The sequence below is a fragment of the Streptomyces sp. NBC_00086 genome (assembly GCF_026343255.1).
Lineage (GTDB): Bacteria > Actinomycetota > Actinomycetes > Streptomycetales > Streptomycetaceae > Streptomyces.
The window spans coordinates 5694669-5717328 of the sequence record NZ_JAPELZ010000001.1 but is presented as its reverse complement, the minus strand read 5'-3'; the positions used below and the strand labels follow the sequence as shown (position 1 = coordinate 5717328).

At 73.0% G+C, this 22660-nt stretch carries 21 protein-coding genes and 3 tRNA genes; 16 read left to right on the top strand and 8 right to left on the bottom strand.

Translation table 11 applies throughout. The features are described from left to right. Positions 1-226 precede the first annotated feature (226 nt). The 3 genes from OG276_RS25715 (at position 227) to OG276_RS25705 (ending at position 4586) form a co-directional block, all read left to right on the top strand. A complete protein-coding gene (locus OG276_RS25715; protein ID WP_250745591.1) occupies positions 227-1264 on the top strand; it encodes a rod shape-determining protein in 1038 nt (345 codons plus the stop codon). Continuing rightward, entirely contained in the window at positions 1261-2856 is a 1596-nt protein-coding gene (locus OG276_RS25710) for a GAF domain-containing protein (protein WP_266909061.1), read from the top strand. The genes OG276_RS25715 and OG276_RS25710 overlap by 4 nt, the downstream gene beginning before the upstream one ends. A gap of 380 nt (positions 2857-3236) precedes the next feature. Then, a complete protein-coding gene (locus tag OG276_RS25705; RefSeq protein WP_266909060.1) occupies positions 3237-4586 on the top strand; it encodes a carboxyl transferase domain-containing protein in 1350 nt (449 codons plus the stop codon). A 20-nt stretch (positions 4587-4606) separates the two neighbouring features. Here OG276_RS25705 and OG276_RS25700 read toward each other — a convergent pair whose 3' ends face one another. Then, complete coding sequence (locus OG276_RS25700) at positions 4607-5704, bottom strand: esterase-like activity of phytase family protein (RefSeq protein WP_266909059.1); 1098 nt, start codon at positions 5702-5704, stop codon at positions 4607-4609. Positions 5705-5816: 112 nt separating this feature from the next. After that, positions 5817-6653 (bottom strand): AraC family transcriptional regulator, encoded by an 837-nt coding sequence (locus tag OG276_RS25695; RefSeq protein ID WP_266909058.1) that lies wholly within the window; start codon positions 6651-6653, stop codon positions 5817-5819. Between the two features lie 49 nt (positions 6654-6702). Here OG276_RS25695 and OG276_RS25690 point away from each other — a divergent pair, with 49 nt between their 5' ends. Then, complete coding sequence (locus OG276_RS25690; RefSeq protein WP_266909057.1) at positions 6703-7101, top strand: cupin domain-containing protein; 399 nt, start codon at positions 6703-6705, stop codon at positions 7099-7101. Positions 7102-7331: 230 nt separating this feature from the next. Here OG276_RS25690 and OG276_RS25685 read toward each other — a convergent pair whose 3' ends face one another. Continuing rightward, positions 7332-8603, bottom strand: coding sequence for an MFS transporter (locus OG276_RS25685; protein WP_266909056.1), 1272 nt, complete (start codon positions 8601-8603; stop codon positions 7332-7334). A 269-nt stretch (positions 8604-8872) separates the two neighbouring features. Between OG276_RS25685 and OG276_RS25680 the strand changes: the two genes are divergently transcribed. From OG276_RS25680 to OG276_RS25660, 5 genes are all read left to right on the top strand, one after another. Next, entirely contained in the window at positions 8873-10066 is a 1194-nt protein-coding gene (locus OG276_RS25680) for a glutamate--cysteine ligase (protein ID WP_266909055.1), read from the top strand. Positions 10067-10492: 426 nt separating this feature from the next. After that, positions 10493-10669, top strand: coding sequence for a hypothetical protein (locus OG276_RS25675; RefSeq protein WP_266909054.1), 177 nt, complete (start codon positions 10493-10495; stop codon positions 10667-10669). Continuing rightward, positions 10666-11349, top strand: a complete 684-nt coding sequence (locus OG276_RS25670; RefSeq protein WP_266909053.1) for a hypothetical protein — start codon at positions 10666-10668, stop codon at positions 11347-11349. The genes OG276_RS25675 and OG276_RS25670 overlap by 4 nt, the downstream gene beginning before the upstream one ends. Next, positions 11346-12080, top strand: a complete 735-nt coding sequence (locus OG276_RS25665; protein WP_266909052.1) for an ANTAR domain-containing protein — start codon at positions 11346-11348, stop codon at positions 12078-12080. The genes OG276_RS25670 and OG276_RS25665 overlap by 4 nt, the downstream gene beginning before the upstream one ends. Positions 12081-12098: 18 nt before the next feature. Continuing rightward, positions 12099-12815 carry a GAF and ANTAR domain-containing protein gene (locus OG276_RS25660; protein WP_266909051.1) on the top strand — a complete coding sequence of 239 codons (717 nt, stop codon included), beginning with the start codon at positions 12099-12101 and terminating at the stop codon, positions 12813-12815. 42 nt (positions 12816-12857) lie between these two features. On the opposite strand, the gene OG276_RS25655 is transcribed toward OG276_RS25660, so the two are convergent. Then, complete coding sequence (locus OG276_RS25655) at positions 12858-13214, bottom strand: hypothetical protein (protein WP_266909050.1); 357 nt, start codon at positions 13212-13214, stop codon at positions 12858-12860. Positions 13215-13631: 417 nt separating this feature from the next. On the opposite strand from OG276_RS25655, the gene OG276_RS25650 reads away from it, so the two are divergent. From OG276_RS25650 to OG276_RS25640, 3 genes are all read left to right on the top strand, one after another. Beyond that, positions 13632-14219 carry a hypothetical protein gene (locus OG276_RS25650; RefSeq protein ID WP_266909049.1) on the top strand — a complete coding sequence of 196 codons (588 nt, stop codon included), beginning with the start codon at positions 13632-13634 and terminating at the stop codon, positions 14217-14219. Then, positions 14216-14671: a hypothetical protein gene (locus OG276_RS25645; RefSeq protein ID WP_266909048.1), complete on the top strand. Its 456-nt coding sequence runs from the start codon at positions 14216-14218 to the stop codon at positions 14669-14671. The genes OG276_RS25650 and OG276_RS25645 overlap by 4 nt, the downstream gene beginning before the upstream one ends. Positions 14672-14866: 195 nt before the next feature. Continuing rightward, positions 14867-15694, top strand: a complete 828-nt coding sequence (locus OG276_RS25640; protein ID WP_266909047.1) for a SigB/SigF/SigG family RNA polymerase sigma factor — start codon at positions 14867-14869, stop codon at positions 15692-15694. 199 nt (positions 15695-15893) lie between these two features. Here OG276_RS25640 and OG276_RS25635 read toward each other — a convergent pair. The 3 genes from OG276_RS25635 to OG276_RS25625 all read right to left on the bottom strand — a co-directional run bounded on the left by OG276_RS25635 (position 15894) and on the right by OG276_RS25625 (position 16306). Beyond that, positions 15894-15967 (bottom strand) — tRNA-Ile (locus OG276_RS25635). A gap of 188 nt (positions 15968-16155) precedes the next feature. After that, positions 16156-16228 (bottom strand) — tRNA-Asn (locus tag OG276_RS25630). A gap of 5 nt (positions 16229-16233) precedes the next feature. Next, positions 16234-16306, bottom strand: a tRNA-Asn gene (locus OG276_RS25625). Positions 16307-16452: 146 nt separating this feature from the next. On the opposite strand from OG276_RS25625, the gene OG276_RS25620 reads away from it, so the two are divergent. Then, complete coding sequence (locus OG276_RS25620) at positions 16453-16761, top strand: YtxH domain-containing protein (RefSeq protein WP_266909046.1); 309 nt, start codon at positions 16453-16455, stop codon at positions 16759-16761. 151 nt (positions 16762-16912) lie between these two features. Next, positions 16913-18352: an FGGY family carbohydrate kinase gene (locus OG276_RS25615; RefSeq protein ID WP_266909045.1), complete on the top strand. Its 1440-nt coding sequence runs from the start codon at positions 16913-16915 to the stop codon at positions 18350-18352. A 4-nt stretch (positions 18353-18356) separates the two neighbouring features. Here the strand turns inward: OG276_RS25615 and OG276_RS25610 are convergent, their stop codons facing one another. After that, on the bottom strand, positions 18357-18722 hold the full coding sequence (locus tag OG276_RS25610; protein WP_266909044.1) for a hypothetical protein: 366 nt from the start codon (positions 18720-18722) through the stop codon (positions 18357-18359). A 226-nt stretch (positions 18723-18948) separates the two neighbouring features. Here OG276_RS25610 and OG276_RS25605 point away from each other — a divergent pair, with 226 nt between their 5' ends. Together OG276_RS25605 and OG276_RS25600 are read left to right on the top strand one after the other, a co-directional pair. Further along, positions 18949-20682, top strand: coding sequence for an ABC transporter ATP-binding protein (locus OG276_RS25605; protein ID WP_266909043.1), 1734 nt, complete (start codon positions 18949-18951; stop codon positions 20680-20682). Further along, positions 20679-22604: an ABC transporter ATP-binding protein gene (locus OG276_RS25600; protein ID WP_266909042.1), complete on the top strand. Its 1926-nt coding sequence runs from the start codon at positions 20679-20681 to the stop codon at positions 22602-22604. The genes OG276_RS25605 and OG276_RS25600 overlap by 4 nt, the downstream gene beginning before the upstream one ends. Positions 22605-22660: the final 56 nt, after the last annotated feature.

The following is a 22660-nucleotide window of genomic DNA, read 5'->3' as shown; positions in this document are numbered from 1 at the left end:
TGTTACGCACGAGTAGCACGATCGGTGCGGGCATGGTCGCGCCTGGCGTCGCAGAATTCCACCCCCGTGCAGCACCCACCGGCGCCCCTCGTGACCCTTCCGTATCTCACGACACCCCCCAGCCGGAGCATCAAATCGGGCAATACGGGTAATTCACCCGAGAAGATACGAAGTGTGACCGGCACCCGCCGGTCTTCTTGCGTCAGTGCTCTCGGGAGGATCTGCCGTGACCGTCAGTCTTGAGCAGTTGCGCCGCTGCCACGTGGCCGTCGACCTCGGAGCGGCCAGGACCCGCGTCTACGTCAAGGGCCTCGGCCTGGTCGTGGACGAGCCCAGCGTCGCCGCCGTGAACACGCGGACCGGCGCACTCATCGCCGTCGGCACCTTCGCCGAGCGGATGACCGGCCGCACGCCCGACTACATCCGCGTGGTCCGCCCCGTCTCCGGCGGCACCGTCGTGGACATCGAGATGGCCCAGCGCATGCTGCGCCACCTCCTCGGCGAGAAGCTGCGGCGCGCCCTGCGCCGCAAGCCCCGGCTGCGGGCCGCCGCCTGCACCCCGCACGACGCCGACCCGCTCGCCCAGCGCGCGGCGGTGGAGACGATGGTCGGACTCGGAGCCCGGCGCGTCGAACTCGTCGACACCCTGATCGCGGCGGCCGTCGGCTGCGGACTGCCCGTGGAGCAGCCGACCGCGACGATGATCATGGTGTGCGGGGCCGCCGCCACCCAGGTCGCCGTCCTCTCCCTCGGCTCGATCGTCACCGCCGTGCGGATCCCGGTCGGCGGCGAGGCCATCGACCACGCCGTCGTCCAGCACCTGCGCCACGCGCACGAGCTGATGCTGCCCAGCCAGGCCGTCCGGCCGCTCCAACTGGCCCTGCACGGGAACGGAATCACCGCCGGCGGACCGACCTCGACCCTCATCCACGGCCGCGACGTGGCCACCGGGCTCGCCCGCTCCGTCCACGTCGACACCGCGGCCGTCCGCGACGCCATCCACACCCCGCTGACCGCCGTGCTCGACGGCATCGGCAAGGTGCTGCGCGACTGCCCGCCGGACCTGGTGGCCGATCTGACGGACCGGGGGATCATGATGGTGGGTGGCAGCGCCTTGCTGCCGGGCCTGGACCAGATGCTCCGCGATGCCACCGGGATGCCCGTGGCCATCGCCGAACGGCCGGACGTCTGCGCCGTACTGGGCCTCGGCATGATGCTCGAAGGGAAGATCGCCCCCATGGTTCTGAACCCCCTGGCCGAATGACGCACGCCGAGCCGTCCCCGGCAACCCCCGGGGACGGGAACGACGTCGCCGCCCGCCAGGTGGCCAGCCTGCCCGTCCTCCTGGAGGCGGTCCTCAGCGTCGGCTCCGAACTCGAACTGCGGACCACCCTCCAGCACATCGTGGATTCGGCGACCGACCTGTGTGCGGCACGGTACGGAGCGCTCGGGGTCGTCGACCCCGAGCGCGTCGGGCTGACCGGGCTGTTCACCTCCGGCCTGACCGAAGCCGAGAAGAACGCGATCGGCGGGCAGCCGGACGGCCGTTCCGGCCTGCTCGGCGCCCTGATCACCGATCCGCGCCCGCTCGTGCTGGAGGACCTGAACCAGGACCCCCGCTCGGCCGGCTTCCCGCCGGGACACCCCCCGATGAAGGGGTTCCTCGGCGTCCCGATCCGGGTCCACACCGAGGTCTTCGGCAACCTCTACCTCACCGACAAGCAGGGCGGCGGCCCGTTCACGGACGAGGACCTCGCGCTGCTGCGCGTCCTGGCCTCGCAGGCGGGGATAGCGATCGGCAACGCCCGGCTGTACGAGACCGCGCGCCGCCGGGAGCGCTGGATCGAGGGCGCCGCCGCCGTGACCACCACCCTGCTGGCGGGCCGGCCGGCGGCCGACGCGCTGATGTGCGTGGCCGAACGGGCCCGGCTGCTGGCCGACGCGGCGGCCGGGGTCGTCCTCCAGCCGACCCCCGAGGGCGGCATGGAGATCGTGGCCGCCTCCACGCAGGGGGACCCCGGGGACCTGGTGGGCACGGCCATCGCCCCGGGCTCGGCGGTCCTGGAACAACTCCTGGGCGGCGAGCCGGTCTTCATAGAGGACTCGGCGACGGACCCCCGGATGACCACGCACGTACGCGAGCGCTTCGGCCCCAGCATGATGCTGCCCCTGCAGAGCGGCGGCCAGCTCATCGGCACGCTCGCCCTGCCCCGCGTCCGCGGCGGCCCCGCCTACGACGCGGTCGACCGGCTGCTGGCCTCGCAGTTCGCCTCCCAGGCCGCACTGGCCCTGGTCCTGGCGGACGCGCAGCACGACCGCGAGCAACTCGCCGTCTACGAGGACCGGGACCGCATCGCCCGCGACCTCCACGACCTGGTGGTCCAGCGGCTGTTCGCGACGGAGATGATGCTGGAGAGCACCCGGCGGCGCTCCGCCAAGGCACCCACCGGGGACACGGTCGGCGAGGAGCTGAGCCGGGCGGTGGACGAGCTCGACTCCACCATCCAGGAGGTCCGCACGGCCATCTTCGCCCTCCAGCAGCCGCCGACGGACGCCCCGACCACCTTCCGGGGGCGGGTCCTGCGGGAGACCGGCGGGGCGGCGGTGCTGCTGGGCTTCCAGCCGTCGGTGCACTTCGCGGGGACGGTGGACGCGCTGCTGCCCGACCCGGTCGCGGGTGACCTCCTCGCCGCCCTGCGCGGTGCGCTGGCCGCCGCGCACCGCCGGACGGAGGTCACCTCCATCGACGTCGAGGTCGACGCGGTCCCCGCCCGGGTCCGCCTCACCGTCTCCGACGACGGCCGCACGGAGTCGGGCACCCGGGGCACCACCTTGACCTGGGAATCCCCGCTCTGACGCTGCGCGGGCGGGTGCGGGTGATCTGCCCTGCGGGGCGAGGTCCCCTACCCGCCCTTCCACCGTTCCCCGGGGCTCCGCCCCGGACCCCGCGCCTCAAACGCCGGAGGGGCTGGATAAACCCAGCCTCGCCGGCGTTTGAGGCGCGGGGTCTGGGGCGGAGCCCCAGGGGGTCCGGGGCACAGCCCCGGGGAACGGGCGAAGGGCGGGTAGGGGACTCCGCCCCGCAGGGCCCACCCACCCGCACCGGCCCGCCCGTCGCCCACGTCCCAGGCGGCAGGGGCAGGCACGCCGACCGCCACCGCCGAACCATGCCCGGCGCCCGGCACCCGGCGCCGCCCTGCGAGCGACACGAGAGGAGGCACCCGTAGGGTGTCGCCGTGACGACCCGCCCCTCGGCCCGCGCCGCCATCGCCTCCGCCACCGACCCCGGCAGCTTCACCGAACTCCCCGCCCCGCCGGGGGACTCCGCCCCCGACGGCCCCCTCGGCTGGGCCGGCTACGACGACTCCCGCGCCCGCGCCACCGCGCGGACCGGCGAGGACGAGTCCGTCGTCACCGGCACCGCCCGCATCGGCGGCCACGAAGCCACCGTGATCTCCTTCGAGTTCGGCTTCCTCGGCGGGTCCCTGGGCCACCGCACCGGCGACCGCCTGGAGGCGGCCTACACCCACGCCCGCACCCACCGCCTCCCCTTGGTCTCCCTCATCGCCACCGGCGGCTCCCGCATGCAGGAGGGCATGCTCGCGCTGACCCAACTGCAGCGCGTGGCCCGCCAGTCCGCCCTCACCCGCGCCGCCGGCCTCCCGCAGATCGCCGTCCTTCGCGACCCCACCACCGGCGGCGGCTGGGCCACCCTCGGGGCGGGGGCCGACGTGATCCTCGCGCTGCCCGGGGCGCAGGTCGGGTTCGCCGGGTCCCGGGTGCGGCCGCCGGACGCGGATCCGGCCGCTTACACCGCCGAGGGGCAGTACGCCGCCGGGCACGTGGACGCCGTCGTCCCCGCCGCGCAGCTCTCCCTGACCCTGACGGCCTGGCTCCGGGTGCTCGCCGCGCCCCGCGCCGCCGAGCCCGTGGCACCCCCCGCCGCGCTGGCCGACGTAGCGCTGCCGCCCACGGGGTGGGACGCCGTCCGGCTCGCCCGCCACCCCGGCCGGCCGCGCGCGGAGCAGTACCTGGACGCGTACTTCGAGCTCCGCCTCCACCTCTCCGGGGACCGGGCGGGCGGCACGGACCCCGGGATGCTGTGCGGGTTCGGGCTCCGGGAGGGCAGGGCCGTGGCCTACGCCGCCCAGTGCGGCACCGCCACCCGCCCGGCCGGGTACCGTACGGCGGCCCGTGTCATCCGGCTCGCGGACCGGCTCGGGATCCCGGTGCTCACCCTCGTGGACACCCCCGGCGCGGCCAACGACGCCGCCGCCGAACACGCGGGCGCCGGCGCGGCCATCGCCGACGCCTTCGCGGCGCTCGCCTCGGCCGGGGTCCCCGTCACCACCCTCCTCATCGGCGAGGGTGGCTCGGGCGGCGCCCTGGCCCTGGCGGCGCCGGGCAACACCTGGGTCACCCCGGACAGCTACTTCTCGGTGATCGCCCCCGAACTGGCGGCGGCCATCCTCAAACGCCCCCCGGAGTCGGCCCCGGCGACGGCGGACCAACTGCGCGTCCGCCCCCAGGACCTGGTCGCCCTGGGCGTCGCGCGCGGCATCGTCTCCCCCGCGAAGGAGGAGTAGGGAGGGGACGGGAGTGACGCTCAGTGCCCCCGGCTCCGTGCCGGCAGCTTCACGTCCACCCGGTAGAGCCGGGTGATCTGCTGCGGGAACTCGTTGTCGTCGCTGGTCAGCAGCAGCCGCACCCGTCCGTGCCCGTCGTAGTCCGTGACCACCATGCCCTCGACGTTGTCGACCAGCGGGTGGTTCTGCGGCAGCTTGGACGGCGCGCCCAGCGTCGGGCAGCCGTCGAGGTCGCCGATCGGGGTCTTGCCCGCGGTCCGCAGCGCCGGGCCCTCCTCCAGCGCCGTCAACTTCGAGGTGTCCGTGGCGCCCAGGGGGTCGGCGAGGTACAGCCGCACCGTGATCTTGAACTGCTGCGTGAAGCCGCGCTCCAGCACGATCAGCCGGCCGTCGCGCGTCGGCGCGAGCTCCACCAGCCCGTGTCCGGCGTCCACCGGGTACGCGTACTGCCGCCCGAGCACGAATTCACCGTCGCGGCCGCGGCGTTCCCAGGTCTGGATCCGCTGGAGCGTCCGCCCCTGCGCGTCCTTGCCGTCCCCGGCCAGTGCGCCCTCGACGCCGGCGACGAGGGTGTGCCCGCCGGGCAGCAGGGTCAGCGACTCGAAGGTCTGGTTGACCGTGGCCCGGCCCACGGGCGCGAGCTTGAAGCCGTCCGGGATCGGCAGCGAGCCCAGCACCTCGCCGGTGCGTGCGTGCCGCCGGATGGCCGGGGCGTTCTCGTCCGTCACCAGGTAGGTGCCGTCTCGGTCGACGACGATTCCCTCGGAGTCGAGGGCCTTGCCCGTGCCGTCGGTCAGCGGCAGCCGCGCGGCGGCCGTCGCCGTCGGGGTGTCGCCGCGGCCCACCTTCAGCTTGTACAGCGCCGACTTGTCGGAGATCGCGGCGATCGTGCCGTCCCGGTCCACCGAGAGCCCGGAGAGCCCGCCGACCAGCTTCCCGTCGATGAGGGTCTTGTCGAGGGAGTCCGAGTAGCCGGCGATCGAGAGGTACGGCGAGCAGGAACGGTCCTCCTTCGGTGCCCGCGGAGCCGCGGGGGCCTGGGCCTGGGCCTGCGGAACGAGTGCTCCGGCGAGCGCGGCGGTGGCCACGGCGGTGGTGACGAGCGTACGAAGGCGCATGAAGGCCTTCCTCCTGGGTCGGCTAGGGGTGAACTTCCGAACTGTCATATGACGAATCGAAAGAAAACGGAAGGCCCGGCAACGCGATGGCAACGAACCCGCCAACTTCCCTTCACACACACCCGGATCGGGCGAACCGCCCCGGACTGATCCCCACGTGCCGCCCGAAGTGCCGCGTCAGGTGCGCCTGGTCGTAGAACCCCGCCGCCACCGCCGCCTCGGCGGGCCGCATCCCCGCCAGCAGCAGCCGCCGCGCCTTCGCGACCCGCAGCCCGGTGAGGTAGGCGTGCGGAGGGAGCCCGAACGCCTGCCGGAAGCTGCGGATCAGGTGGGTGGGATGGGCGTGTCCCAGAAGCGCGGAAGCCTCCTCCAGGGCGATCCCGCCGAGGACCCGCGCATCGAGGAGCTCGCGCAGTCGTACGGCCGTATCCGGGCCCGGAGCCCCGTACGGGACCACCTGACGGCCCTCCAGCCACGTGCGCAGCCGCTCCTGGACGAAGGCCAGCCGCGACTGCGCCTCCAGCCGCTCGACCGCGCCGGCGGGCAACTCCCGCGCGCCCAGGGCGCGGTGCAGTCCGTGGACCCGGTCGCGCAGGGCGGCGTCGAGCAGCAGCGGCGCGTCGACCGCGGCCCCGGTCAGCGACTCCGGGAGCACGGACGCGTCGAGGTACAGCACGCGCTTGCGGAAGCCCGCCTCGGTGACGGTCCGCCCGTCGTGGACCACCCCGGGCGGGAGCAGGGCCACCGTCTCCGAGCCACCGACGCCGTGCCGTTCGCGGTCGAGCCCGAAGTCGACGCGGCCGCCGTCGAGGATCATCAGCGTCCACGTGTCGTGGACGTGGGCGGGGTAGGCGTGATCGGTGAACCGGGCGTGGAACACCTCGGCGATCCCCGGCACCGGCGGCTGCCAGGCGGAGACCGTACTGAGCGGACGTGGCGCGGCCGGCATGTCAGGAACGTACAAGACCGGTCGGGGCGCACGCGGGCAGCCTGCCCGTATGACGACATCCGAGAGCACGCACGAGAACGGACGCCCGGCGGCGGCCGTGGTGAACATCGCGGAGAAGCTGGCCGGTTTCACCGAGCAGTGGGCCCCGCACCGGATCGCCCGGGTCAACGACTACGAGGTCAAGATCGCCAAGATCCAGGGCGAGTTCATCTGGCACACCCACGAGGACACCGACGAGCTCTTCCTCGTCGTCAGCGGCACCCTGACGATCGGGCTGCGCGCCGGGGACGTCGTACTGAACCCCGGCGAGATCTACGTGGTCCCCCGCGGGGTGGAGCACTGCCCGCGGGCCGACGGGGAGACGGCGATCCTGATGTTCGAGCCCGCCGGCACCGCCAACACCGGCGGGGAGGTCAGCGACCGCACCCGCGAGCCGGTGGACGCTTAAGGGGGCGCGGAAGGGGGCGCACAAAGGGGCGCACAAGGGCGTGCGCCTGGTGGCTCGTGAGGGACTGTCCGTCGCTGAAATGCAGTCCCGCGAGCTGCGACCCGGACGCGGCCGAACCCGCACCCTCACCCGCACCCGCACCCGCACCCGCACCCGCACCCGCCTTGATGTTCGTCGGCGCACTCAGCGGCCTGGCCGTCCTGGCCCCGGCCCGAGCCCGCCCGCGCCCCTCACGCCTGGGGCGTTCGCGCGTCGTAGCGGGCGAACCCCCTCCACCGCGCGGCCAGCAGCGCCAGTACGAGTACGCAGCCGAGCCCGCCGCCCGTGATCGCGACGGTCGGGGAGGTGAGTTCGGCGGCGGCTCCGGCGAGGAAGTCCCCGAGCCGGGGCCCGCCCGCGACGACCACGATGAAGACGCCCTGCAGACGGCCCCGCATCCCGTCCGGGGTCGCGGCCTGGAGCATGGTGGTGCGGAACACCATCGAGATGCTGTCGGCGCACCCCGCCAGGGCCAGGAAGAGCAGCCCGAGCCAGAGGTCGCGGGTCAGCCCGAACACCGCGATGGCCAGCCCCCACGCGGCGACGGAGAGCAGGATCGCCACCCCGTGCCGGCGGATCCGGCCCTGCCAGCCGGAGAACAGCCCCCCGAGCAGCGCCCCCACGGCGGGGGCGGCCACGAGCAGCCCGACCGTCTTGGCGTCGCCGCCGTACCAGAGCACGGCCACGGCCGGGAACAGCGCCTTCGGCTGGGCCAGCACCATGGCGGCCAGGTCGGAGAAGAAGGTCATCCGGATGTTCGGCCGGGTCCCCAGGAAGCGCAGGCCGTCGAGTACGGAGGCCCGCCCCGTGCGGTCACCGGCCCCCTCGGGCTTCATCGACGGCAGCCGCCACATCGCGTAGAGGGCGGCGCCGAAGGTGAGGGCGTCGATCAGGTACGCGGCCTGGTAGCCCCACCAGCCGACGATGACCCCGCCCAGCGCCGGGCCGGCGGTCATCCCGAAGGTCATGACCACGGAGTTCAGGGCGTTGGCGGCGGGCAGCTGCTCGGCCGGGAGCAGCCGCGGGATCATCGCGGACCGGGCGGGCCCGTTGAGGGCCCCGCAGACGGACTGGAGCGCGACGACGGCGTACAGCAGCCAGACCCGGTGGTAGTCCAGGAGCGCGGCGCCGGCCAGGGCGAAGGACAGGGCGGCCAGGCCGATCGCGCTGAAGAGGCCGAGCTTGCGGCGGTCGACGGTGTCGGCGATGGCCCCGCCGTAGAGCCCGAAGGCGACCAGCGGGACGAGCGAGCAGAGCCCGACCAGTCCGACGGAGAAGCTGGAGCCGGTGATCTCGTAGACCTGGAGCGAGATGGCCAGGGCGGTCATCGCCTGGCCCAGCCAGGAGATGATCCCGCCGGCCCACAGCCGCCGGAAGTCCGGGGAGGTTCTCAGCGGGGTGAGGTCGGCCAATATGCGGCGCCGGGGGCGGATGGGCGGAGGTGGAGCGGTCGTACGGGTCACAGCGGATGATAAGCCGCCGCTGCCCGGAGCCGGGCGGGCGCCCGGTCCGCGCCGGGCCGGTGCCGGGCCGGCGCGGACCGGGCGCCTGCCCGGGCTTACGCCGCTTTCCCGCACGCGCACCACTCACCCCACCCGGAACCCGGGCCCCGCGGCGGCGCATTTCTTGCCGCTAACTCGCCACTATCACCGGACATTTGACCGAATAGACGTGCGCTCCCCGCCTGAGGTTCAGCTCATGATGAAAAGACTCGTATGTCCAGGGAGGCGCAGTGATCGAACCTGGCACCAGCACCACGAGCACCGGAACCACGAAGACGGAGACCAAGGCAGCGCCGAAGACGTCGGCACCGGGCGCGACCGGTCCGGTCTTCCCCCTCACCCTGGGGGTCGAGGAGGAGTTCCTCCTCGTCGACGCCCGCACCCTGCGGGTGGTCCCGGCCGCCCCGCTCGTCCTGTCCACCGCCGCGGGACTCCCCCACGAACTGCACCCCGAAGGCACTCGCTACCAGGTGGAGATCTCCACCCCCGTCGCCGACTCGGCCGCGATCCTGCGCGGCGAGCTCGCCGGTCTGCGGCGCACCCTCGCGCGGGCGGCCCGCGCGCACGGCTGCCGGCTGCTGGCCGCGCCCTCCCCGGTGCTCGCCGTGGAGGGCCCGCTCCACCTGACCGACGACGAGCCGCGCCAGCGCGAGCAGGCCCGGCGCTTCGGCGCGCTCACCGACACCCTCGTCAGCTGCGGCCGGCACGTCCACATCGGCACCCTCGACGTGGACACGGCGGTGGCCGTCTCCAACCGGGTCCGGCCCTGGCTGCCCACGCTGATCGCGCTGGCGGCCAATTCCCCCTTCTGGGGCGGCCGCGACACCGGTCACGCCAGCTGGCGGGCGATGGCCTGGGCGGGCTGGCCCTCGGCGGGCCTGCCCCCGCACTTCACCTCGACGGCCCACTTCCGGCGCTCCGTGCAGACCCTGCTCGGCTCGGGGGCGGCCCTCGACACCAAGATGGTCTACTGGGACCTGAGGCCCTCGGGGAACTGGCCGACGCTCGAACTGCGGGCCCCCGACATGTCCCCGGACATCGACTCGGCCATCCTCCAGGCGGAGTTGACCCGCGCCCTCGTCGCGACGGCCCTGCGCGAGATCGCCGAGCAGCGGCCCGACCCGCCCGTACGGGAGGACGTACTGCGTCTCGCGCGCTGGCGGGCGGCCCACGACGGCCTGGAGGGCTTCGGGCTGGACCCGTACACGGGCTTCGAGCTCCCGGCGGCGGACCTGGCGGAGGCCCTGCTCGACCTGGTGGCCCCCGAACTGGCCGCGTCCGGCGACCTCGACCACGCGGCGAAGACCCTGGCCGGCCTCCTGCGCGACGGCTCGGGGGCGCACCGCCAGCGCACGGCCTTCGCCCGCCGCGGCGATCTGAGCGACGTCCTGCGCCACCTGGCGGACGAGACGGAGGCCTGTTAGCCGGTTCCGCCCCAAAACGCAGCGGCCGGAACCGCCGAAGCCGCAGGTGCGATCGATTCTGCACCTGCGGCTCGCGGCGGGGGCGCACTCGGCGCGGGCCCGCGCCGGACCGCAACCGGCCAGGAAAGGCCTGCTTGTGCCCCTCCGCCCAACCTGGCACCGGGCTATGCTGCGAACAGAGCGTCCCCGTTCGAGACCCCGACGGTGCGTTGCCCGCCACAGATCTCCGCGTCCCGGCACGGACTTGAAGGTCCGCCCGCCCGGCGCATCCGAGGGTACGGCTCGTCCCGCATCCTGGAACACAGGCCTCCGGACCGGTCTCCGCCCACCGCGCGCGTACACCCGCACCGGGAAGTGCCTGGAGGAGCCGGGAAGTTCGGCGCCGAACGGCCCTGCCCGGCTGGTACCGAACCGAGGCACCCCACCATGCGTGTCCCCGATCCCAACACCGACCGGTACGGCGAGGGCAGCCGCGCGCTGATCTCCCCGGCCGGGGAGATCGACGTGGCGACCGTCCACTCACTGCGCGCCTCCCCGGCGCAATGCCTGCACGACGGCGACCGTCCCGCTCCCGTGCTCCCCGCCCTGGGCGGAGCGCTGTGACGGACACCCCGCCGCAGGGGCTTCCGCCACAGGGCCGTCCCCCACGAGGCCGCCGCACGGCTCTGTCCGGGCCGGACGCGCTGGCCGAGCTCCGTCTGCGGCGGCTGAACCGGTGGCAGGCCGAGGGGCTGAAGGAGGACGTGGCGGACCTGTACGTGGAGTCCTCGTACCCGGTGATCGGCACGGCCCACAGCTGCCGGGAAGCCTTCCTGCACCGGCTCACGGGCGATGTCCGGCGGCCCGGCTTCGCCATGCTGGTCGCGGAGCGGCCCGCCCTGTTCGGATGCGTCTTCGGCTTCCCGCTGCGGCGGGACGGCTCCTGGTGGCGAGGGTTCCTCGGCACCCTTCCCCGGGATGTCGAACGGCTCACGGCCTCCGGCCACGTCTTCGCCATCAGCGAGGTCGTGGTCGCCCCGCACGAACAGTGCCGCACGGTCGGCAGACGGCTGCAGGAACGGCTGCTCGACGACCACGGGGCGTCGCTCGGCGCCACCCTGGTGCCCGACTCCGACATCAGGACCCTGAAGGCCTTCCAGTCCTGGGGGTGGCGCGAGATCGGAGAGGTCCACAGGCCGCCCGGCACGGAGCTGATCCGGGCCCTGGTGCTGCCCCTCGGCCCGACGGCGGCGACCGCGACCGGCACCCACCGCCCCGACGGCCTTCGCCGGCCGGAACGGTGACGGGTGGGCGGTCGGCCCGGATCCAGGTGCTCGTGGCCGAGCAGGCGGCCCGGCGCGGCGCACGGGTCGCGGTGGTGGACGTGTGCACGGCCGCCGTGGCCGCGCTCCCCATCTGCGGAGCCGGGGTGACGGCCGCGTCCCGGATGACGGCCGGGCGCCCGCTGTGTTCCACCGGCCCGGTGAGCGAGCGGATCGAGGAACTGCAGCTCACCTTGGGCGAAGGCCCCGGTGTGGACGCCCTGGCCCTCGGGTCGGCCGTCCTGGCGCCCGATCTGCGGGCCGACGGGGAACGGCGCCGGTGGCCCGCCTTCGCCCCGGAGGCCGTCGCCGCCGGCGCGGCGGCGGTGTTCGCTTTCCCGCTGCGGATCGGCGCGATCAGTCCCGGAGTCCTCGACCTCTACTCCGAGGTTCCGGTCGAGCTGGACCCCGGGGAGCTGGCCGACGCCATGATGTTCGCCGACACCGCCACGCTCGTGCTCCTCGGTACCCGGATCGACCCGGCGCCGGGCCCCGGCGGTGACCTCGACGGCTACCGGGCCGAGGTCGACCAGGCCACCGGGATGCTCACCGTCCAGCTCGGCGTGGGCATCGAGGAGGCGTTCGTCCGCCTGCGCGCCTACGCGTACGCCCACGGCCGCCGGCTCGCCGAGGTGGCCGCCGACGTGGTGGCCCGCCGGCTGCGGTTCACGCAGGACCCGGACGAGGAACGGAGCGCGGCCGACGATGCCTGACAACAGAAGGTGTGCACGATGAATGAGCAGCTCCTTGCGAAGGCCTTCGTCGAACTGGCGGACAACCTGGTCGCGGACTTCGACCTGATCGACTTCCTCCGCATGCTGACCGACAACTGTGTCGGCATGCTCGGCGTGAACGCGGCCGGCGTGCTCCTCGCGGACCTGAACGGGGAACTCCGCGTGATGGCCGCCTCCGACGAGCAAGTACGGCTACTGGAGCTGTTCCAGCTCCAGAACGACGAGGGCCCGTGCCTGGAGTGCTTCCACACCGGCGCCCCCGTCACCGTCCCGGACCTCGCCACGGAAGCGGCCCGCTGGCCGCGCTTCACCGAACAGGCCCTCCTCAGCGGGTACTCGGCGGTCCAGACCGTGCCGATGCGCCTGCGCGACGAGGTCGTCGGAGCCCTGAACCTGTTCCGCACCCGCCCCGGCCCCTTCGACCCGGCCGCCACGCGCATCGCCCAGGCCCTGGCCGACGTCGCCACCATCAGCCTCCTCCAGCAGCGCTCCTCCCGGCACAGCGCGATGCTCAACGAGCAGTTGCAGACCGCCCTGAACAGCCGTGTGCTGATCGAGCAGGCCAAGGGCAAGCTCGCCGAACGCCGGGGCATCGGCATGGAGGAGGCCTTCACCGCACTGCGGAGCTACGCCCGCGCGCACAACCGCCGGCTGTCCGACCTGGCCGGCGCCTTCATCGACGGCACCGAGCCCCTGCCCGGTCTGGTCGCCTGACCGTCAGCGCGGTTGCCGGCCGTGAAGTGCGGTTGCCGGCCGTCAGCGCGGTTCCCAGCCGTCCCGGCGGTCGCGGCGGTCCTCGCGGCTCCGCCGGCCCCGGTGCTGCCGGGCGTAGCGGCGGTCCCAGCGGTGCTGCTGGTCCCGGTGGTCTCGGTAGTCGCCGTAGCTGTCGTAGGTGTCGTACGTGCCATGGGTGTCACGGCCGCCGTCCTCACGGTGGCCGTCGTGGTCACGGTGGCCACCCGCACGGCCCGAGCCCGGGCCGCCGCTCCTGCGTCCGCGGTGCACGAGGGCGAAGAGCAGCACGGCGGCGACCACCCAGAGCAGGTGGCTGAGATGGCCGAAGAGGATCAGGGCGACAAGGACAACGAGGAGGGCGAGAAGCACGACGGGCACGAGCGGTCCCTTCCGCAGCGGAACAGATCATCGCTGCCGGGGACCGGGGCCTCGTCAAGCAGCGTAGTGCCACGGGGAGTTCGGCGACAGCCCCCCGCCCACCTTCGCCCCGGCCCCACCCCGGCCCCCGCCGAAGGCCCTGTTGACAGGGGGCACCGCCCGGCGTTGACTGACGAGGACGGCGTCGGGCCGCAGCGCCCCGGGAGGATCCGGGCCAGGCCCCCGCCGCTCCGCTTCGCCCGGACCCCGCGGAACGCAGGCACCACCCCTGTGACCGCTGTGCAGGTCCCGGCCATGCCCTTCCGGATCTTCTCCTCCTGCCCGGCACCCGCGCGCCATCGACCGAGGGGATACGACGGGAATGCAGCAGTACGACGTACGAGCCGGCACCAGCGGGGAGCCGTCATCTCCAGGGCCGTGATCATCATCGCGGCCCTCCTCGTCGCGACCCTCGTCGCGGTGGCGGCCGTCCTCCTGGCCACACTCGGCCACCGCCGGATCGGGCACGGCCTGAAACGGCGCTTCGGCCCCGAGTACGAACGCCTCGTGAGCCGTCACGAAGGCGACACCAAGGCCGCGGACCGGGAACTGGGAGAGCGACTGAAACAGCACGGCTCCGTCCGGGAGCGACCCCTCTCGCCGGCTTCCCGGGAGCAGTACGCGGCCCAGTGGGCCGGTATCCAGAGGCGGTTCGTCGACTCCCCGCAAGAGGCGATCACCGAGGCCGACGCCTTGCTGGCCCGGCTGACGGCGGACCGGGGCTTCCCGGACGGCGGGCCCTTCGAAGAGCGGCTCGCCGCGCTGTCCGTGCACCACGCGAAGCACGTCGACGGCTACCGCGGGATGCACGCGGCCGTCCACGGCCAGGGCGGCACGGAGGAGAAGAGGCGGGCCATGATCGGAGCCCGGGAGCTCTTCGACGCCCTGGTCGCGCAGCAGCCGGCCGACTCGGGCCGGCACCGTCCGCAGCGGCACCCCGTCGAGGGAAGAAGTGGCACGCGATGACGTACGACGAGGAACGCGCACGGCAGGACCCGGCCCGCAGGCCGCCCCCGGCGCGGCGCGACCCTCGCGGGGTCCCCGCACCCCGCGAGGCACCGCGCGAGGTGCCGCCCGGGACCCCCGCGGACACCCCGGCCGCTACGCCACCCACGAACCCCGTCGCCCCCGTCACCCCCGTGGCCCACATGGCCCTGCTCGCGCAGAGCGACCGGGACAGGCTGACCCTGCACCTCCAGCACGCTCTCGGCACGTTCATCCAGAGCCCGCACGAAGCCGTCCAGGAAGCCGACATCACCTTCGCCGAGGCCACCACCCGGGTCACGGCCGCCCTCGTGGAACGCCGGCGCGTCATCGGCGCGACCCACCGGGGCCGCGGCGTCGAAGCCGAGACGGAAGACCTCCGGCTCGCCCTGCGCGAGTACCGGGAGATCACCCTGCGGCTGCTGCGCATGTGAGCGGGCCCGCTCCGATCAGCCCCTGACCGCCGGCGGGGACGGCCCGTCCTCCCCGACGGGCCACCCCGCCGGCCTCTCGTCGCCACCGCGCGAACGAAGGGTGCGGCCCCGGTTCCCACCACCGGGGCCGCGCCCTTTCCGCGCGGTCGGCTCCCACGGCGCGTGACGGCCGCCGAGCCAAGGAGACCCGTGTCCATGACCCACACCGGCACGCAGAGCACCCGGCGCACCCCCTACGCCGACGACTCCCCCGACACCGCGGCCGCATTCCTCCGCATCGCGTCCCTTCCGCAGGGCCCGCAACGGGCCGCGCTGCGCCAGGAGGTGGTGTGCGCCTGGATCCCGATGGCCATTCGGCTGGCCCGCCGCTTCAACAACGGCAGGGAGCCCATGGAGGACCTCCGCCAGGTCGCCCAAGTGGGTCTGGTCAAAGCGGTCTCCCGCTTCGACCCGGGCCTGGGCACCGCCTTCGAGGCCTACGCCATCCCGACGATCGTCGGCGAGCTGAAGCGGCACTTCCGCGACAACCTGTGGGCGGTGCACGTACCGCGCCGCGTCCAGGAACTGCGCACGCAGGTCCGTACGGCCGACCGGGACCTGTCCCCCTCGCGCGACTCGGGCGGCCCCACGCCGGCCGAGATCGCCGCGGCGACCGGCCTGACCGAGCAGGAGGTGCGCAGGGGCCAGGGCGCCCTGAACAGCTGGTCCCCCCTGTCCATCGAGGCCGCGCACGGCCGCCAGGAGGGCGCCTACACGCTGGCGGAAACCCTCGGCTCCCCGGAGCCCGCCTTCGACCGCATCGTCGACCGCGAGACGCTCCGCCCCCTGCTGCGCGCCCTGCCCGAGCGCGACCGGCGGATCCTCTACCTGAGGTTCTTCCGCGAAATGGACCAGAGCCGCATCGGCGAAGAGCTCGGCCTGTCCCAGATGCACGTGTCCCGGCTGATCCGCCGCATCTGCGAATCCCTACGCGCCCAGGCCATGTCCGACGCGGCCCGAAGGCCCGCCCGAAAGCCCGCCTGAAGTCCCGCCCGAAAGTCCGTCTGAGGGCCCGTCCGAAGTCCCGCCTGAAGTCCCGCCCGAAAGTCCGTCTGAGGGCCCGTCCGAAGTCCCCGTCTGAGGGCCCGTCCGAAGTCCCGCCTGAGGGCCCGTCCGCTGACAAGACCGCCCCCGGACACGCCAAAGCCGCAGATGAGATCGTTTCTTCACCTGCGGCTCGCAGTGGGGCGGGTGGGACTCGAACCCACGGCCGACGGATTATGAGTCCGCTGCTCTAACCGGCTGAGCTACCGCCCCTTCACGGCGTGGCGCGTACATGTGTGCGCGCCGTCTGCCGCAGCATAGCCGCTCATACGATCTCCTGCCTCGGATGCCTCGCATGATCGGCTTCGCCTGCCCAGAGAGACCGCATCGGGCCGTGCCCGGTTGCGCGCGGAGGGCAGAAAAAAGAAAAAGGACCCACCTGGGGTCCTCGTTCCTTCTTGCTCCCCCGACTGGACTCGAACCAGTAACCTGCCGATTAACAGTCGGCTGCTCTGCCAATTGAGCTACAGGGGACCGCGCTCCCCCGACTGGACTCGAACCAGTAACCTGCCGATTAACAGTCGGCTGCTCTGCCAATTGAGCTACAGGGGATTGCTGCGTTGCACCGAACAGCCCACCTCTGGCCTTGGCCAGGGGGCGAGCGCCCGTTGCGAGTCATAGATTAGCGCAAGCAGGGGGGTGCTCCGCCAATCGGTATCGCCAGCGGGCCGGGCACCACACGACGAAGGGTGGCAGGCATGCGGTACAAGGTCACGTTCGCGGTCGGGCTGGCCCTCGGGTACGTGCTCGGGACCCGGGCCGGACGCGAGCGGTATGAACAGTTGAAGAAGTCCGCGCGCGAGTTCGCGCAGAACCCCGCGGTCCGCAACGCCGCCGAGAGCGCTGGTCAGACCGGTCGGGAGTTCGCCGGCAAGGCCTACGCCGCGGTGAGCGACAAGGTCGGCGACGCGATGCCCGACGCCCTCTCCGGACGCGTACGGGGCTTGCGGGCACGGGTCGGCGGCGGTGGCGCGGGCGAGGACGACTGGGGCACCAGCAACACCTGACCGGACCGGTCCGGAGCGCGGGTCCTCACGTGAGGGGCCGCGCACCGGCTCCCTCCCGGTGCGGTGCGCGGGGCTCCACATATGGGACGGGACCCTTCCCGCACCCGCCGGGGCGGTCGAGACCGCCCCGGCGTGCGGCAGAATTCACCGCATGGGGATAGTCGCCGGGCTGGACAGCTCTTCCGCGTTCACACGCATCGTCGTCTGTGACACCGAGACGGGCGCCGTGCTGCGCCAGGGGTACGCCCCTCATCCGCAGCCCACCGGCGAGGCGGTGCCGCACGAGACCGATCCACAGGCCTGGCTGCTCTCGCTCGGCGAGGCCGCCGGCGGCGGGCTCCTCGAAGGGGTGCAGGCCATAGGGGTCTCCGCGCAGCAGCACGGGCTGCTGCCGCTGGACGCGCAGGGCGGCCTCGTCCGTCCCGCCCTCATCGGCAACGACAAGCGCGGCCAGGTCGCAGCCGCCGAGCTGATCGAGGCCTTCGGCGGCCGGCAGGCCTGGGCCGAGGCCGTCGGCTCCGTCCCCCATTCGGCGCAGCCCGTGGCGAAGCTCGCCTGGCTGGCCCGTACCGAGCCCGAGGCGGCCCGGCGGGTGGCCGTACTGATGTCCCCGCACGACTGGCTGGTGTGGCAGCTGCTGGGCCGCCCGGCCCGGCGCACCACCGACCGCGGCGGCGCCTCCGGCACCGGCTACTGGTCGGCGGCCACCGGCGCCTACCGCCCCGACCTGGTCGAGCTCGCGCTGGGGCACCGGGCGCTGCTGCCCGAGGTGCTCGGCCCGGCCGAAGCCGCCGGGACCACGCCCGAGGGGCTGCTGATCTCCGCCGGCACCGGGGAGACCATGGCGGCCGCGCTCGGGCTGGGCATGGGACCCGGCGACGCCGTGGTCTCGCTGGGCGCGTCCGGATCGGTGATGGCCGTACACCACGAGGCGCTGTCGGAGCCGGGCGGCCTGATCACCTCCCTCGCCGACGCCACCGGGCTGCACCTGCCGGTGGTGAACACGCTGAACGCCGTACGGGCCCTGCGCGGCACCGCCGAACTGCTGGGCACCGACCTGGAGGGGCTGAGCGAGCTCGCGCTGAAGTCGACCCCGGGCGCGCACGGACTCGTACTCCTGCCGTACCTGGAGGGTGAGCGGACTCCGAACCTGCCGCACACCGCCGGGACCCTGTCGGGGCTGCGCCGGGACTCCATGAAGCCCGAGCACCTCGCGCGGGCCGCCTTCGAGGGCATGCTGTGCGGGCTGGTGGACGCGCTCGACGTGCTGCGCAGCCGCGGCGTGGAGATCCGCCGGGTGTTCCTGCTCGGCGCCGCCGCCGAGCTGCCGGCCGTACAGGCCTTCGCACCCGGACTGTTCGGCACGCAGGTCCTCGTGCCGGCGCCGGCGGACTACGCGGCCCTGGGCGCGGCCCGGCAGGCCGCGTGGGCGCTCGGCCTGGCGCAGGGCGGCGCGGCCTCGAAGACCCCGCCGGTGTGGCCGGCGCCCGCGGCGCAGCTGTTCGAGCCGGACGAGGAGTACCCGGCCTGGCAGGGCGCGCGCCAGCAGTACGTCGCGACCCGGGACCAGATCCACCCCGGGGCCTTCTAGGTCCCTAGGCCAGCTGCGCCTTCACGTGCTCGACCACCGCCCGGAACTCCTCCGTCGGCGAGAAGTCGAGGTACTCGGTGTCCTCCAGGGCCACCGGGGCGTGGCCGGGCGCCCAGTAGCAGGCCTCCCCGGCCGAGTAGACCTCGTCCCCGTCCTTCGTGTGCATCATGATCCGGCCCTTGATCACGTAGGCGTAGTGCGGGCACGGGCACAGGTCGTCCGGCAGGCCCTTGAACGCCGGGGTCATGTCGACGCCCTTGGCGAAGCGCCCGAAGGCGACCGAGAAGCCGCCGCCGAGCTCCTGCACGCGCAGTTCGGCGCCGTTGCCCTCGAAGAGGACGGGGATCTGCTCCCGTGTGACTGCCGTCATGGTTCCTCCACGGACGGTCCGTCCCGAGATTCCCCCTCCGGACCCCATCCTCCTCTCCGCGCCCGGCGTCCGCGCGGCCACCGGGACGCGGTCGGCGGCTGGGCTTGGGGCCGCGCGGCCCCGCCTACTCCTTTTGACCGGCCTTTACGAAAAGCGGTGGGTTCCGGCCTCCGGTTGGCAGAAGATGGAGTGAATCCCCCTCGATCTTGCCGACCGGAGCCTGCGCGTGCTCATACGACTTCTGCGGACCCACCTGGGTCCGTACCGGAAACCGATCGCCGTGCTGGTCCTGCTGCAACTGCTGCAGACCAGCGCGAGCCTCTACCTGCCCACGCTGAACGCCGACATCATTGACAACGGTGTCGTGAACGGCGACACCGGCTACATCCTGCGCTTCGGCGCACTGATGCTCGGCGTCTCGCTGGTCCAGCTCGTCTGCAACGTCGGCGCCGTCTACTACGGCGCCCGCACCGCCGCGGCCTTCGGCCGGGACGTCCGGGCCGGCGTCTTCGACCGCGTGCAGAGCTTCTCCGCGCGCGAGCTCGGCCACTTCGGCGCCCCGTCGCTGATCACCCGTACGACGAACGACGTGCAGCAGATCCAGATGCTCGTGCTGATGACCTTCACGCTCATGGTCTCCGCGCCGATCATGTGCGTCGGCGGCATCTTCATGGCGCTCTCGCTGGACGTGAAGCTCTCGGGCGTGCTGCTCGCGGTGGTCCCGATCCTCGGCCTGTCGGTCGGCGCCATCGTGCTGAAGACCCGCCCGCTGTTCCGGAAGATGCAGACCCGCCTGGACACGGTCAACCGGGTCCTGCGCGAGCAGATCACCGGCAACCGGGTGATCCGCGCCTTCATCCGCGACGACTACGAGAAGGAGCGCTTCCGCGAGGCCAACGCCGACCTCACCGGCGTCTCGCTGGCGGCCGGCAAGCTGCTCGCCCTGATGTTCCCGACCGTGATCGTGGTCGTGAACATCTCCAGCGTCGCCGTCGTCTGGTTCGGCGCGATGCGCATCGACGCCGGCGGGATGGAGATCGGCCAGCTGACGGCGTTCCTCGCCTACCTGATGCAGATCGTCATGTCCGTGATGATGGCCACCTTCATGTTCATGATGGTGCCGCGCGCCGAGGTCTGCGCCGAGCGCGTCCAGGAGGTCCTGGACACCGAATCCAGCGTGGTCCCGCCCACCGACCCGGTCCGTAAGCTGCTCCACCACGGCCGCCTGGAACTGCGCGGCGCCGACTTCCGCTACCCGGGCGCCGAGGCCCCCGTCCTGCGCGGGGTCGACCTCGTGGCCCGCCCCGGCGAGACCACCGCGGTGATCGGCTCCACCGGCAGCGGCAAGTCCACGCTGCTGGGGCTGATCCCCCGGCTGTTCGACGCGACCGGCGGCGACGTGCTCGTGGACGGGGAGGACGTACGGCGCCTCGACCCCGACCTGCTCGCCAAGACCGTCGGCATGGTGCCGCAGAAGCCGTACCTCTTCTCCGGCACCGTCGCCAGCAACCTGCGCTACGGGCGCCCCGAGGCCACCGACGAGGAGCTCTGGCACGCGCTGGAGGTCGCGCAGGCCAAGGGCTTCGTGTCCGAGCTGGAGGGCGGGCTCGACGCCCCGATCACCCAGGGCGGCACCAACGTCTCCGGCGGCCAGCGCCAGCGGCTCGCGATCGCGCGCACGCTCGTACAGCGCCCGGAGATCTACCTGTTCGACGACTCGTTCTCGGCCCTGGACTACGCCACGGACGCGGCGCTGCGCTCCGCGCTCGCCCGCGAGACCGAGGAGGCGACCGTGGTCATCGTCGCCCAGCGGGTCTCCACGATCCGCGACGCGGACCGGATCATCGTCCTCGACGAGGGGCAGGTGGTGGGCGAGGGGCGCCACCACGAGCTGATGGCCGGCAATGAGACCTACCGGGAGATCGTGCTCTCCCAGCTGACGGAAGCGGAGGCGGCGTGAGCGGGCCCGGAGGACGGATGATGATGGGACCGCCGACGACGCGGTCCATGGACTTCAAGGGCTCGGGCAAGCGGCTGCTGGCCGCGCTGGCGCGCGACCGGGCCAAGCTGTGGGGCATGATCCTCGCGGTCGTCGGCAGCGTCGCCGCGTCGGTGACCGGGCCGAAGATCCTCGGCGAGGCCACCGACCTCGTGTTCGCGGGGATCGTCGGCCGGAGCTTCGACAAGGGCCTCAGCAAGCAGCAGGCGCTGGACGCTCTGCGCGCCAGGGGCGACGGCGGGATGGCGGACATGCTGTCCGGCACCGACTTCACCCCGGGCAAGGGCATCGACTTCGGCGCGGTCGGGTCGGTGGCGCTGTGGGCGCTGGCCGTCTTCACGGTCGCCGGTCTGCTGATGCTGGTCGCCACCCGGCTGTCGAACCACATCATGAACGGCACCGTCTACCGGATGCGCGAGCAGCTCCAGGCGAAGCTCTCGCGGCTGCCGCTGTCGTACTTCGACCAGCAGAAGCGCGGCGAGGTGCTCAGCCGGGCCACGAACGACATCGACAACATCGGGCAGACGATCCAGCAGACGATGGGTCAGCTGCTCAACTCGCTCCTGACGATCGTCGGCGTGCTCGCGATGATGTTCTGGATCTCGCCGGTGCTGGCGCTGGTCGCGCTGGTGACCATCCCGGTGTCCGCGTACGTGGCCGCGAAGATCGGCAAGAAGTCACAGCCGCAGTTCGTGGCGCAGTGGAAGTCCACGGGCGCCCTGAACGCGCACGTCGAGGAGATGTACTCGGGCCACACCCTGGTCAAGGTCTTCGGCCGGCAGAAGGAGTCCGCGGCCCTGTTCGCCGAGCAGAACGAGGCGCTGTACCGGGCCTCCTTCAAGGCGCAGCTGGTCAGCGGGATCATGCAGCCGGTGATGCTGTTCATCTCGAACATCAACTACGTGCTCGTCGCGGTCGTCGGCGGTCTGAAGGTGGCCTCGGGCACCCTGTCGATCGGTGACGTCCAGGCCTTCATCCAGTACACGCGCCAGTTCTCGATGCCGCTGACGCAGGTCGCCTCCATGGCGAACCTGGTGCAGTCCGGCGTCGCCTCCGCGGAGCGGGTCTACGAGCTGCTGGACGCCCCGGAGCAGGAGGCGGACGCGGAGGTTCCGGAGCGTCCGGAGAACCTGCGCGGGCACGTCACCTTCGACAAGGTCGCCTTCCGCTACGAGCCCGACAAGCCGCTGATCGAGAACCTCTCGCTGAGCGTCGACCCCGGACAGACGGTCGCGATCGTCGGCCCGACCGGCGCCGGCAAGACCACGCTGGTCAACCTGCTGATGCGGTTCTACGAGGTCACGGGCGGGGAGATCGCCCTCGACGGGGTGGACATCGCGAAGATGACCCGCGAGGAACTGCGCAGCGGCATCGGCATGGTGCTCCAGGACACCTGGCTGTTCGGCGGCACCATCGCGGAGAACATCGCGTACGGAGCCACGCGCGAGGTCACGCGCGCCGAGGTCGAGGAGGCCGCGCGGGCGGCCCACGCCGACCGGTTCGTCCGCACCCTGCCCGAGGGCTACGACACGGTGCTGGACGACGAGGGCGCCGGCGTCAGCGCGGGCGAGAAGCAGCTGATCACCATCGCGCGGGCGTTCCTGTCCGACCCGGTGATCCTGGTGCTCGACGAGGCGACGAGCTCGGTGGACACCCGTACCGAGGTGCTGATCCAGAAGGCGATGGCGCGCCTCGCGCACGGCCGTACGTCCTTCGTGATCGCGCACCGGCTGTCCACGATCCGCGACGCGGACCTGATCCTGGTCATGGAGAGCGGCTCGATCGTGGAACAGGGCACGCACGAGGAGCTGCTGCTCTCGGGCGGCGCCTACGCGCGGCTGTACGCGGCGCAGTTCGCGCAGGCGGTGGCCGAGGTCGACTAGCGCGGCCGGTACCGGGAGGGGCGCCCTACGGGGCGCCCCTTTTCCGTACCTGCCCG

What these genes read in the sequence shown, in the direction of transcription:
- OG276_RS25675 (WP_266909054.1), top strand. Translation starts at nt 10,493, where the DNA reads ATGCGTGTCCCCGATCCCAACACCGACCGGTACGGCGAGGGCAGCCGC.
- OG276_RS25710 (WP_266909061.1), top strand. Translation starts at nt 1,261, where the DNA reads ATGACGCACGCCGAGCCGTCCCCGGCAACCCCCGGGGACGGGAACGAC.
- OG276_RS25660 (WP_266909051.1), top strand. Translation starts at nt 12,099, where the DNA reads ATGAATGAGCAGCTCCTTGCGAAGGCCTTCGTCGAACTGGCGGACAAC.
- OG276_RS25690 (WP_266909057.1), top strand. Translation starts at nt 6,703, where the DNA reads ATGACGACATCCGAGAGCACGCACGAGAACGGACGCCCGGCGGCGGCC.
- OG276_RS25700 (WP_266909059.1), bottom strand. Translation starts at nt 5,704, where the DNA reads ATGCGCCTTCGTACGCTCGTCACCACCGCCGTGGCCACCGCCGCGCTC.
- OG276_RS25615 (WP_266909045.1), top strand. Translation starts at nt 16,913, where the DNA reads ATGGGGATAGTCGCCGGGCTGGACAGCTCTTCCGCGTTCACACGCATC.
- OG276_RS25695 (WP_266909058.1), bottom strand. Translation starts at nt 6,653, where the DNA reads ATGCCGGCCGCGCCACGTCCGCTCAGTACGGTCTCCGCCTGGCAGCCG.
- OG276_RS25620 (WP_266909046.1), top strand. Translation starts at nt 16,453, where the DNA reads ATGCGGTACAAGGTCACGTTCGCGGTCGGGCTGGCCCTCGGGTACGTG.
- OG276_RS25645 (WP_266909048.1), top strand. Translation starts at nt 14,216, where the DNA reads ATGACGTACGACGAGGAACGCGCACGGCAGGACCCGGCCCGCAGGCCG.
- OG276_RS25640 (WP_266909047.1), top strand. Translation starts at nt 14,867, where the DNA reads ATGACCCACACCGGCACGCAGAGCACCCGGCGCACCCCCTACGCCGAC.
- OG276_RS25610 (WP_266909044.1), bottom strand. Translation starts at nt 18,722, where the DNA reads ATGACGGCAGTCACACGGGAGCAGATCCCCGTCCTCTTCGAGGGCAAC.